The following is an 11,273-nucleotide window of genomic DNA, read 5'->3' as shown; positions in this document are numbered from 1 at the left end:
GGTGCTGACCGGCCCCGGGACGACGGCGAGCCCGGCGCTGAGCACGGAGTAGCCCCAGATCTGGGTCAGGAAGAGGATGTTCCCGAGGATCGTGGCGAAGAACGCGGTGGCGACGAGCAGCGTGCCGGCGTTGCCCAGGCGGAAGGACCGGATCGCCATCAGCGCGGGATCCACGATCGGCACCGGGTGGGTGAGGCACCTGCGGGCGACGACCGCCAGGAGGACGGCGGCCGCCCCGAAGCTCGCCAGCGACTGCGGTCCGGTCCAGCCCCACTCGCGCCCCTCGATGATGGCGAGCGCCAGCGCTCCGAGCCCGAGGACCGTGACCACCGCGCCGAGCAGGTCGGGGGTGCCGGCGGCGTGCTCGTCGCGGGATTCACGCAGGTGCCGGACACCGAGGACCATCAGCGCCGCGCTCACCGGCAGGTTGACGAGGAAGATCCAGCGCCAGTCGGCGACCTCGACGAGCAGGCCGCCCAGTGGCGGGCCGCAGGCGGCGGCGAGCGCGGCCGCCGCGCCCCAGATCCCCACGGCGGTGGCCCGCTCGTGGCGCGGGTACTCCGGGAGGACGAGTGCGAGGGAGACCGGCGCGATGACGGCAGCCGCGACGCCCTGGAGCACGCGGGCGCCGACGAGCGTCTCCCACGTCGGGGCCACGGCACACAGGCCACTCGTCACCGCGAACAGCGCGACGCCGCCCAGGAAGGCGCGCTTGCGTCCGATCCGGTCGGCCAGCAGCCCGGCGGGGACGAGCAGCGCGGCGATGACGATGAAGTAGGCGTCGAGGATCCACGCCAGCTCCGAGCGCCCCGCGGCGGGGAAGGAGGCGGCGATGTCCGGGAAGGACGTGTTGACGATCGTGGTGTCGAGGAACGCCAGGAACCCGCCCGCCGCCGCGATGGTGAGGATCGCCCTGCGGCTGTGACCCGTCTCCTGCTGCTGGTGCATCGTGCCGCCTCCTACCCTTGTCGTTGCAGAACGCAACGAGGGTAGGGATCGGTAGTTGCATTCTGCAACTGTGAGACGCGTCACGGTCTACGATGAGGACATGCGGCACGACGAACTGCTCGACGCCAACTGCGCCATCTCCCGTGCGGCCGCCATCCTCGGGGAGCGGTGGGTGATCAGCATCCTGCGCGCCGCCTTCTTCCGCGCCCGGACCTTCGAGGAGTACCAGCGGACCACCGGCGTGGCGCGGAACATCCTCACCGACCGCCTCAACCGCCTCGTGACCGCCGGCGTCCTGGAGCGACGCGTCTACGAGCAGCACGCCAACCGCGCACTGCACGAGTACCGGCTCACCGAGGCGGGCCTCGACCTCTACCCCGTGATCGCGACGCTGATGACGTGGGGCAACAAGCACGGCGGCTTCGTGCACGGCCCGCCGATCGAACTGGTGCACCAGACGTGCGGCCAGGTGACCGAGCCCGTGCTGACGTGCTCCGGGTGCGGGGAACCGCTGGACCCCCGCCAGGTCCGGCCGCGCCCCGGCCCCGGCGCCGCCACCGCGTCCCCGCGGATGACGGCGCCACCGGAAACGCCCGCCTGACGGGCTGTTACAGTTTGACGCTGAATGTCACAGCGTCACACCCAGCGGCAGGCTGACCACACGATCACCGACCCGGCCGACGATCCGTACCTCGACGCGGTCCGCGAGTGCGTGATGGCTGTCGGGGTGCGGCGCACCACCGCCACGGACGTCGCCCGGCGCGCGGGCGTGAGCCGGATGACGCTCTACCGCCGCTTCGAGGACGTCGCGGCGATGATCGCCGCGCTCATGACCCGGGAGTTCACCGGGATCCTGCGCGACGCGGCCCACGAGGTCGCCGACCGGTCGCCGGCCCGCGCGCGCGTCGTCGCCGCCGCGGTCCTCAGCGCCGAGCGGATCGCCGCCAACGACCTGTGGAGGCGCATCCTGGACGTCGATCCGGAACTCGTCCTGCCCTACGTGACCCGCCGCCTCGGCGGCGTCCAGGAGGCGGGCCTCGTGCTGCTGCAGGCGCAGGTGGCGGACGGCATCACGGACGGATCGATCCGCGACGAGGACCCGGGCCGGCTCGCGGCGACCCTCGAGCTCGCCCTGCGCGGATACGTCCTCGCGGCCCACGCGGCCGGCGCCCAGCAACGGGCCCGTACGGCCCAGGAGCTCGAGCGCATGCTCGACGGCTACCTGCGTCCCGACCCTGAACAGGAGTCCCGATGACCACCGCAGAGCTCTCCCCCGATCTGAACGCCGCGCGGCGCGAACGCGACCTCCACCTGCTCGCGTCCGGCCACGAGGTCGACGTGCTCGTGGTCGGTGGCGGCATCACCGGGGCCGGCGTCGCGCTCGACGCGGTCACACGCGGCCTCTCGGTGGCTCTCGTCGAGCGCCGCGACCTCGCCAACGGGACGTCGCGCTGGTCCACGAAGCTCGTCCACGGCGGCTTGCGCTACCTCGCCAAGGGCGACGTCGGCGTCGCCTGGGAGTCGGCGACCGAACGGGCGCGGATCGTCGAGACGATCGCCCCGCACCTCGTGCGCGCCCTGCCCTTCACGGTGCCGCTGACGCCCGACCTGCCGCCGGTCTCCGCCGGCCTCACGGCCACCGGGCTGCGCCTGGGCGACGCGATGCGCGCCGCCGCGGGCACCAGCGGCAAGAGCCTCCCGCGGACCCGTCGCATCACCGCCGCCGAGGCCCTGCGCTGGACACCGGCGCTCCGCCAGGACGGTCTCCGCGGGGCCTATCTGCACTGGGACGCCGCGCTCGAGGACGACGCGCGACTCGTGGTCGCCGTGGCACGGACGGCGGCGGCCCACGGCGCCCGGATCCTCACCTACTCCGAGGTCGAGGAGATCACCTCCACCGGCGCCCGCGTGCGCGATGTCCGCTCGGGTCAGACGTTCGACCTGCGGGCTCGCCACGTGATCAACGCGGCCGGCGTCTGGTCGGCCGCACTGCATCCCGGCATCGCCCTGCGCCCGAGTGCGGGCGCCCATCTGCTGCTCGACGCCGCCACGCTCGGCGATCCGGCCGCGTCGATGACCGTCCCGATCCCCGGGGAGTTCGGCCGCTTCGTGTTCCTGCATCCCCGCCCGGACGGCCTGGTCCTCCTCGGGCTCACCGACGAGCCCTACGACGGCGCGACCATCCCCGACGAGCCCCAGGTCACCCAACGCGACGAGGCCTTCCTGCTGGAGACGGTGTCGCGGGCCCTGGCCCGGCCCCTGACGCCGCAGGACGTCGTGGGCCGATACGCGGGACTGCGTCCGCTGCTCGACGCCGGGGACGGGTCGACCGCCGACGTGAGCCGCCGCCACGCCGTGCTGGTCGACGAGGCGTCCTCACTCGTCACCGTGGTCGGGGGCAAGCTCACGACCTATCGCCGGATGGCCCAGGACGCCGTCGACGTGGTCGCGGCGCGCCCCGGCGTCGCCGCCGGCCCCTGCGTGACCACCCGCACCCCGGTCGTCGGCGCCCCCGGCGCGAGCGGTCCCGCCGGTGCCGGTGACGCGGAGGTGCCCGCCCGCCTGACCCGGCGGTTCGGCGCCGAGGCGCCGCGCGTCGCCGCGCTCGCCGACGGACGGCCCGAGCTGCTGCGCCCGCTGCACCCCGACGTTCCGGTCACCGGCGTCGAGGTGCTCTTCGCCGCACGCGCCGAGGGTGCCATCGCCCTCGAGGACGTCCTGGACCGCCGGACCCGCACCGGGCTCGTCCCGGCCTGGCGGGAGGCGCTCGCCACCCCCGCCGCCGAGCTCCTCGGGGAGATCTTCACCACCACGACCCGGAGCGCCGCATGACCGACGTCACCACCGTCACCGAGACCTCCGTCACGCCGGTCGGACTGCCGGTCGGCGACGACGACCTGACCACACCCCGGATGCGGTTCTGGGGCTGGGGCGTCGACGGGCACGACGGCCCGCTCCCGCCCGGCGCCGAAGCGCTGATGACCAGCGAGCTCGGGCCGTCCGCCGGAGCCGGGCCACGTCGCGACCCGGTGGCGCTCCAGGACGTCGCCCTTCCCGACAGTCGCATCGGCACCCCGGCCCGGGATGCGCTCGTCGCCGTCGTCGGCACCGAGCACGTCCGCGACGACCACGCCACGCGGGTCGTCCACAGCGCCGGCAAGAGCTACCCGGATCTCGTACGGCTGCGCACCGGGACGGTCGCGCACGCACCGGACGCCGTCGTGTACCCGGCCGACCACGACGAGGTCGTCGCGGTCCTGGCCGTCGCCGCGGAGCACCGTCTCACGGTGGTGCCGTTCGGCGGGGGCAGCAGCGTCGTCGGCGGGGTCGAGCCCCTGCTGGGCGACGGGCACGACGCCGTCGTCACGGTCGACCTCGCGCGCCTCTCGTTCGTCCGCGCCGTCGACGCCCGGTCCCAGACGGCGACGGTGGGCGCCGGCACCACCGGACCGGAGGTCGAGCGCCTGCTCGCCGCCCATGGGCTGACGCTCGGTCACTACCCGCAGAGCTTCGAGTTCTCGACCGTCGGCGGCTGGGTGGCCACCCGGTCGGCGGGACAGGCCTCGACGGGATACGGACGCATCGACGACCTCGTTCTCGCGGTGCGCGCCGCGACGCCGGCCGGGGAGTTCACGAGCCTCGCCATCCCGGGCACCGCGGCCGGCCCGGACCTGCGCGAGCTGCTCGTGGGCAGCGAGGGCACTCTCGGGATCATCACCGAGGTCGTGCTGCGGGTCCGGCCGCGTCCCGCTGCCGCGCGGTACGAGGCCTGGGTCGTCCCGGACATGAGCGCCGGAGTCGAGACGCTGCGTGAGCTCGAGCAGCACGGCATCGCCCCCGCGATCGCCCGGCTCTCGGACGAGGAGGAGACCCGCCTGCAGTTCGCGATGGCGGGCGGATCCACGAGCACGAAGATCGGCAAGGCGTACCTCGCGGCACGCGGCCGGGCCAACGGCTGCACGCTGATCCTCGGCTACGAGGGAACCCCCGGGGTCATCGCCGAGCAGCGTGCGCACGTGGTCCCCGTGGTGCGCCGCCACGGCGGCGTCGCGCTCGGCTCACGCCCGGGCGAGGCGTGGCGGGCAGGGCGCTTCCACGGTCCGTACCTGCGGGACGAGCTGCTCGCCCGTGGCGTGCTGGTGGACACCCTGGAGACCGCCACGAGTTGGGGAACGCTGCTGGAGCTGTATCGCGCCGTCGGATCGGCGCTGCGTCGGTCACTCGCTGCCCGCGGGACCCCGGCGCTCGTGATGTGTCACGTCTCGCACGTCTACCCGACGGGCGCGAGCCTCTACTTCACGTTCCTGGCCGCACAGGAGACCGGGGCCGAACTGGAGCAGTGGCACGCCGCCAAGAGCGCGGCGGGCGAGGCGATCGTCGCCGCCGGAGGCACGATCACGCACCACCACGCGGTCGGGCGCGACCATGCCCCGTGGCTCACCCCGGAGATCGGCGCGCTGGGGACCGATCTGCTGCGGGCCGCGAAGGCTCGCGTGGATCCCGACGGCCTCCTGAACCCCGGCAAGCTGATCGACGGGGCACCGCTGCCGGGCGCCTAGCCGCGCCGGCTTCAGCCCTCCGCCAGGTCCCGCGCGACGGCGTCGACGAGCCGCGCGGCGTCGGCGACCGTCGTGTAGTCGACATTGGCCGCGGTGTCCGACATCAGGTGGTAGTTGGAGATCGCCTTGGTCTCGTCCAGGCTCATGAGCGTGGCGGTGGGGTAGCCCGCCCGGCTGGGGATCACGCTGTCGGTGCTGACGCGCGCCCGCAGGCCCCGGCGCAGTGGGATGGCACAGCGTTCCGCGACGGCGGCCACCCGGTCGCGCCACCGTGGATCGGCGTAGTCCTCCATCACGAACGGCCCCTCCCCCTCGAGCATCACGAGGCGCGGAGAGCCGACCGTGTCGATGTTCAGCACGCGCGTGGTCGCCGGATCGAGGTCGCTGAAGTGCCGGCGCGCGAACGCCCGGATGCCACCCTGGAGGCTCTCCTCCGCACCGCAGCTGACGAGGAGCACGCGAAGGCCGCGGACCGGCGACGCACGCAGGGCGGTCGCCACCGCCACCAGGGTCGCCACCGCGGTCAGGTTGTCGTTGGCGCCCGGCACGGTCGGGCTGCGTTCGATGTCCACGAAGGCGGCGAGCGAGGCCAGCGCGAGGACCGCCCCGGTCCGCGCCAGGCCCCGGTGGCCGCTCACCGCCCCCGCGGCCCCGAGCGCCGGCCCGGCGACCACCGGCCACCAGAGCGGCAGCGACGTGTCCGTGCGCTCCACCGCGCGCGGGAAGCGACCGGCCAGAGCCCTTTGAGCCCTCTGGTCGAAGATCCGACCCGTCGAGGCTGCGTCGTGGTGCGCGAGCACGATCAGCGTGCGGTCCGCCGCCGGGTCGCCCGTCTCGCCGATGACGTTCTGGGTCGCCCGCCGGCGCATCGTCAGCTTCCGGAACACCTGAGGTCCGTTCGAGACCTCCTCGACGATGCCCGCGGCGGCGGCGAGCGCGATCACACCGCCGAGCCTCCGCCGGTTCGGCAGCGGTGACCGTGCCAGCAGGGCACCGGCCGCGCCGACCGCCGTCTGCCCGGCCAGCGAACGGGCGTAGCCGGTGTACGCGAGCTCCTCGTCGACCTGGACGCGGCAGCCGAGTGCCGCCAGGTGCTCGGCGATCCACTCGGCCGCCTGCGCTTCGCCGGGCGAGGCGGAGGGTCGGTCGATCGCGGCGAGGACCTCCACGGTCGCTCGCAGGGCATCGGGCTCGAACGGCGAGGGCACGGCGCGACCGTAGAAGAACCTTGGGGGCATGTCCAGCTTGCCTGGTACGGTCGTTCCGTGGGAGCCGAGGTCAAGACGCGTCGTGCACGCGGGGAGCGGCGGCGTGAGGAGCTGCTGCGCGCGGCCCTGCGCGTGATCGGGCAGCGCGGGGTCGGCCAGACCACCCACCGGGCGATCGCCGATGAGGCCGGGGTGCCCCCGGCGACCACCAGCTACTACTTCGCGTCCATCGACGCCCTGCTCGAGGAGGCGCTGCGCCTGTTCGTCGAGGAGGAGGTCTCCCGGTTGCACGATCTCGCGGACCGGCTGGACTCCGGCGTGGTCGGCGGCGCGGAGGTCGCGGCGCTCTTCACCGCCGAGTTGCTCGGCACGGGTGAGCGCGTCCCGGTGCGGCGCACGACGACCACCGCGCAGTTCGAGCTGTACCTCGAGGCCACGCGGCGGCCCGCCCTCGAGGCGGTTGCCCGCGAGTGCGTCGACGGCTACGTCCAGGTCGCGGTCGCCGCCCTGCGGGCGGTCGGGACGCCCGAGCCCGAGCGGGCCGGGGCGGCCGTCGTGGCGCTCATCGACGGGTTCGCGCTGCACGGACTCGCCTCGCCGGACCACGCCGTCGGCGCGGACGAGCTCCGTACCGCGCTCGCGGCGCTGTGGGCCGGGTGGCTCGCGACGACGGGGACGTAGGTCGCCGGCCCGAAGGTCCGCGGCCCGTCAGCGCGCGACCCAGGCGCCGTCCTGGCGCCCGAGCGTCAGCTCGGTGATCTGATCGCCGCAGTGGATCCGGAAGACGGCCTGATCGGCGTCGGTCCCGGGGAGGTCGACGATCTGGACCAGGTCGAGGCGGGTGATCGGCTCGCTGCTGACGGCGGCGTGCGCCGTCCGGGCTGCGGTCTCCATGGTCTCGCGGTCCCAGCCCTTGTCCTGCGCGTGGGCCAGCGCGAGCTGTCCGTTGACCTGCTCGAGCTGGGCTCGCAGGGCGGCGTCGGTGCTCGTCGCCCGACGGCGGGCCCCGATCAGGCCCCCGGCGAACAGCGCGAGGACCAGCACGGCGACGGCGATGAGTACGACTGCGAGAACGCTCACCGCATGCATGCTATGCAACGCCGGTCGGCGCATGGCTCGCGGTCTCCCCCGCGAGCCGGCGCGACATCACGTTCGGCACGCGCCGACCGGGTGCTGCGGATCCGCCCTAGAGCAGGACGTTCCGCGAGGTCAGGTGCGTCCCGACCTTGCGCTTGACGCGCTGGAGCGCGTTGTCGACGGTCTTGGCGTCGCAGCCGATCCGCTCGCCGATGACCTCGTAGCTGTTCCCGTCCAGGTAGAGCGACAGCACGCGCGACTCGAGCTCGCTGAGCACGGAGGACAGGCATGCCACCAGGGCCCCGAGCTCCTCGGAGCTGATCACCTGGTTCACGGGGTCGTGGACCGTCGATCCGGGGATGACCTCCTCCAGCGTCGGCTCCCCGTCCATGGCGCTCGCCGGCGACTGCGAGAACGAGACGTACTGGTTGAGCGGGGCGTGCTTGTACCGGGTCGCGGTCTTCACCGCGGTGATGATCTGCCGCGTGATGCAGAGCTCCGCGAAGTTGCGGAAGCTCGACTCGCGGTCGCTGCGGTAGTCCCGGACCGCCTTGTAGAGGCCGAGCAGCCCCTCCTGGATGAGATCGTCGCTGTCGCCACCGGCGAGGAAGTACGACGAGGCCTTCATCCGGACGAAGCCGTGGTAGCGGCGGACGATGCGGTCGTACGCGGTCGGGTCGCCCTGCTTCGCGAGCGCGAGCAGGTACCCGTCATCGACCTGTACCTGACCCTGAGATCCTGCGGAGAGACGTGCCACGAGTAGTCCTTTCGTGCCGGTTTGCAGAGCAAACAGGCAGCTGAGGTAACTCAGTGACGCACTCCTCCCCTGGCGCCATCTGACTGATGTCGTCACCTGAAACGAGCATTGCTCGACCTCAGGTTGAACGTGATGTAGCGCGAACCTACTCCTGGTTATGAGCCCGTGTCAAGTGCTTCGGACACGATGCAAGATGGCGTGCGTCTCGCGGCCGTGAGCGCGCCCCCACAGAGGTTCGTCATGGGATCGCGGAGCCCTTCCGCTGCACGCGGCGTCACGCTGTGGGGACGCCGCGATCGGCGGGTCAGGTCGTGCGGTCGCGGACGATCTCGTACAGGAGCGCCGCGGCGGCCGCCGAGACGTTCAGCGACGAGATGCGCCCATGGAGCGGCAGCGCCACCAGCGCGTCGCACGTCGCGGCCACGCGGGGACGCAGCCCGGTGCCCTCCGCCCCCATGACGAGCACGACACCGCCCCGGTACTCCGGTTGCGTCCACGGCACGGCACTGGAGTCCCCGGCCGCCCCGTAGATCCAGCACCCGGCGGCCTTGGCCTCCTCGAGCCAGTCCGCGAGGTTCCTGGTCCTGGCGACCGGGAGGTGCTCCACCGCGCCGGCGCTCGCCTTGCCGGCGGCCGGCGTGACCTCCGCGGACCTCCGCTCGGGGATCACGAGACCGGACGCTCCGGCGCACTCGGCGGTCCGCGCGATCGCTCCCAGGTTCTGCACGTCCTGCACCTCGTCGAGCGCCACGATCAACGGCGAGTCGAGCCGCAGCAGCGCGGACGCATCGGCGTACGGGTACCCGTCGGCCTGCGCACACACGCCCTGGTGCGCGTCGGTCCCGGCCAGCCGGGTCAACTCGTCGGCCTCGACGACCTCCACCGTACGGCTCTTGAGCCACGACTCGGAGCGCAGGGTCGCGGACGTCGCCCAGATCCTGTGGACCGGTCGGCGACGGGCGCGCAGCGCCTCGTGGACCGCGTTGCGCCCGTAGAGCACGGGACGGCCGTCGCGCGGGCGCCCCGCGTCGTCACGGCGACCGCCCTCGGACCGCCCTCGGTCCTCCCGGGGCGAGGACGGTGCGTCGTCCCGCCGCCCGCGCTCCCCACGCCCGGCGCCGGCGTCGCGGCCGGAGCCCCGGGCCGCGCCCCCGGCTCGCGGACCTCCGCCGGATCCCGGTCGTCCGGTGCTCCGGCCGCCCCCGGAGGGATGTGCGGGTCCCGGCCCCTTGCGGCGCCCCGGACCGCTCTTGCGGCCGGACCCCTTCCGCCCGCCGGCCATCAGCCCGCCCGGACCAGCTCGGCGCCGTCGGCGCCGTCGCGGACGGTCCACCCGCGCGCGGCGAGCTCGTCACGCAGTCGGTCGGCGGCGGCCCAGTCCTTGGCTGCGCGGGCGGCCTGCCGCGCCTCGAGCAGGGTCCGCGCCTCCTCGTCGGGGCCGGTGGCGTCGGCGCCATCGATCTCCAGCACCGTGTCCAGGGCCAGGACGGAGAGCATCTCGCGGAGATCCGCGTCGCCCACGCGCTCCCCGGCGTCGGCACGGCGGTTGGCCTCACGCACCCAGTCGAAGACCGCCGCGAGGGCCTCCGGGGTCTTGAAGTCGTCCGCGAGGGCCGCGAAGAAGCGCGTCTTGAGCCCGCGCATGTCCGGCGGCGTCGGCGCACCGACCTCCAGCCGCCGCGCTGCCTCGCGCAGGCGCCGCACGGTCGCCTGCGCCTGCGTGAGGGCGTCGTCACCGAAGCTGATCGGCTGCCGGTAGTGGGCGCTGCAGAAGAACGCGATCAGCGCGTCGCGACCGTACTGCGCGAGCACCTCGGGCAGGAGGGCGATGTTCCCGACGCTCTTGGCCATCTTCTCGTCGCCGCCCGCGGGCCCCGTCTGCAGCATGCCGTTGTGCATCCAGATCTGCGCGAGCTCCGCGCCTCGGCCCGCACGGGTCTGCGCGGCCTCGTTCTCGTGGTGGGGGAAGATCAGGTCGTTGCCGCCGCCGTGGATGTCGAAGCCGACGCCCAGCAGCTCCTCGGCCATCGCGGAGCACTCGATGTGCCAGCCGGGCCGACCGCGTCCCCACGGAGCGTCCCAGGCCGTGTCCTCCCCCGGCTTCTGCGCCTTCCACAGCGCGAAGTCCAAGGGATCTTCCTTGAGGTGCAGCCCGTCGCCGCCCTCCCCCTGGTTCATGTCGTCCACGTGCCGGTGGGAGAGGTTCCCGTAGCCGGGGTCGGAGCGGACGCGGAAGTAGACATCACCCTCGGCGGCGTACGCGGCACCACGGTCGATCAGTGCCTGGATGAGCCCGACGATGCCGTCGATGCTGTCGACGACCCGGGGCTCGTGGTCGGGGCGGCCCAGTCCCAGCGCATCGGTGTCCGCCACGTAGTGGGCGGTCATCTCCGCCGCCAGGTGCTCGCTGGACACCCCGGCCTGCTGCGCGGCCGCGTAGATCTTGTCGTTGACGTCCGTGATGTTGGCGACGAACGTGACGTCGTAGCCCTCGTGCTGCAGGAACCGCTTGAGCAGGCTGAACACCACGTACGGCCGGGCGTTGCCGACGTGGATCCGGGCGTAGACGGTCGGCCCGCAGGCGTAGATCCCGACCTTCCCGGGATCCCGGGGTTCGAGCGCCCTGAGGCTCGCGGTGCGGGTGTCGTGCAGGCGGATCTCGCGCATCAGCCGTCGATGATGCCGCATGAATGCCGCAAGGTGCGGGATCGAAGCCGCAGGACG

The 11,273-nt window shown here is 73.4% G+C and carries 11 protein-coding genes; 5 read left to right on the top strand and 6 right to left on the bottom strand.

Features of this window, described 5'->3' with window-relative positions:
* On the bottom strand, window positions 1-948 hold a 948-nt coding region (locus tag ABYE80_RS01440), incomplete at its 3' end, for an MFS transporter (protein ID WP_372788090.1).
* Between the two features lie 100 nt (window positions 949-1,048).
* Between ABYE80_RS01440 and ABYE80_RS01435 the strand changes: the two genes are divergently transcribed.
* Genes ABYE80_RS01435 through ABYE80_RS01420 form a run of 4 tightly spaced genes read left to right on the top strand, consistent with a single transcriptional unit; the run spans window position 1,049 to window position 5,507 of the window.
* Entirely contained in the window at window positions 1,049-1,549 is a 501-nt protein-coding gene (locus tag ABYE80_RS01435; protein WP_372788089.1) for a winged helix-turn-helix transcriptional regulator, read from the top strand.
* A 24-nt stretch (window positions 1,550-1,573) separates the two neighbouring features.
* Window positions 1,574-2,203: a TetR/AcrR family transcriptional regulator gene (locus ABYE80_RS01430; RefSeq protein ID WP_372788087.1), complete on the top strand. Its 630-nt coding sequence runs from the start codon at window positions 1,574-1,576 to the stop codon at window positions 2,201-2,203.
* Window positions 2,200-3,780, top strand: coding sequence for an FAD-dependent oxidoreductase (locus ABYE80_RS01425; protein WP_372788085.1), 1,581 nt, complete (start codon window positions 2,200-2,202; stop codon window positions 3,778-3,780). Before ABYE80_RS01430 ends, ABYE80_RS01425 begins: the two co-directional genes overlap by 4 nt.
* A complete protein-coding gene (locus ABYE80_RS01420; protein ID WP_372788083.1) occupies window positions 3,777-5,507 on the top strand; it encodes an FAD-binding oxidoreductase in 1,731 nt (576 codons plus the stop codon). The genes ABYE80_RS01425 and ABYE80_RS01420 overlap by 4 nt, the downstream gene beginning before the upstream one ends.
* Window positions 5,508-5,518: 11 nt before the next feature.
* On the opposite strand, the gene ABYE80_RS01415 is transcribed toward ABYE80_RS01420, so the two are convergent.
* A complete protein-coding gene (locus tag ABYE80_RS01415) occupies window positions 5,519-6,715 on the bottom strand; it encodes a M28 family metallopeptidase (RefSeq protein WP_372788082.1) in 1,197 nt (398 codons plus the stop codon).
* Window positions 6,716-6,772: 57 nt separating this feature from the next.
* On the opposite strand from ABYE80_RS01415, the gene ABYE80_RS01410 reads away from it, so the two are divergent.
* Window positions 6,773-7,396 carry a TetR/AcrR family transcriptional regulator gene (locus ABYE80_RS01410; protein WP_372788081.1) on the top strand — a complete coding sequence of 208 codons (624 nt, stop codon included), beginning with the start codon at window positions 6,773-6,775 and terminating at the stop codon, window positions 7,394-7,396.
* A 27-nt stretch (window positions 7,397-7,423) separates the two neighbouring features.
* Here ABYE80_RS01410 and ABYE80_RS01405 read toward each other — a convergent pair whose 3' ends face one another.
* The 4 genes from ABYE80_RS01405 to cysS all read right to left on the bottom strand — a co-directional run bounded on the left by ABYE80_RS01405 (window position 7,424) and on the right by cysS (window position 11,216).
* Window positions 7,424-7,795, bottom strand: coding sequence for a hypothetical protein (locus ABYE80_RS01405; RefSeq protein WP_372788080.1), 372 nt, complete (start codon window positions 7,793-7,795; stop codon window positions 7,424-7,426).
* Window positions 7,796-7,901: 106 nt separating this feature from the next.
* On the bottom strand, window positions 7,902-8,549 hold the full coding sequence (gene sigH, locus ABYE80_RS01400) for an RNA polymerase sporulation sigma factor SigH (protein WP_372788079.1): 648 nt from the start codon (window positions 8,547-8,549) through the stop codon (window positions 7,902-7,904).
* A 304-nt stretch (window positions 8,550-8,853) separates the two neighbouring features.
* On the bottom strand, window positions 8,854-9,549 hold the full coding sequence (gene rlmB / locus ABYE80_RS01395; RefSeq protein WP_372788078.1) for a 23S rRNA (guanosine(2251)-2'-O)-methyltransferase RlmB: 696 nt from the start codon (window positions 9,547-9,549) through the stop codon (window positions 8,854-8,856).
* Window positions 9,550-9,830: 281 nt separating this feature from the next.
* A complete protein-coding gene (gene cysS / locus ABYE80_RS01390; RefSeq protein ID WP_372788077.1) occupies window positions 9,831-11,216 on the bottom strand; it encodes a cysteine--tRNA ligase in 1,386 nt (461 codons plus the stop codon).
* Window positions 11,217-11,273 lie beyond the last annotated feature (57 nt).

It is taken from the genome of Paraconexibacter sp., from assembly GCF_041602235.1.
GTDB lineage: Bacteria > Actinomycetota > Thermoleophilia > Solirubrobacterales > Solirubrobacteraceae > Paraconexibacter.
The sequence above is the reverse complement of the archived record's forward strand: the minus strand, read 5'-3'. Positions and strand labels throughout refer to the sequence as shown.

Coding starts and splice junctions, on each gene's coding strand:
- ABYE80_RS01420 (WP_372788083.1), top strand. CDS start 3,777: ATGACCGACGTCACCACCGTCACCGAGACCTCCGTCACGCCGGTCGGA.
- ABYE80_RS01435 (WP_372788089.1), top strand. CDS start 1,049: ATGCGGCACGACGAACTGCTCGACGCCAACTGCGCCATCTCCCGTGCG.
- ABYE80_RS01430 (WP_372788087.1), top strand. CDS start 1,574: ATGTCACAGCGTCACACCCAGCGGCAGGCTGACCACACGATCACCGAC.
- ABYE80_RS01425 (WP_372788085.1), top strand. CDS start 2,200: ATGACCACCGCAGAGCTCTCCCCCGATCTGAACGCCGCGCGGCGCGAA.
- cysS (WP_372788077.1), bottom strand. CDS start 11,216: ATGCGCGAGATCCGCCTGCACGACACCCGCACCGCGAGCCTCAGGGCG.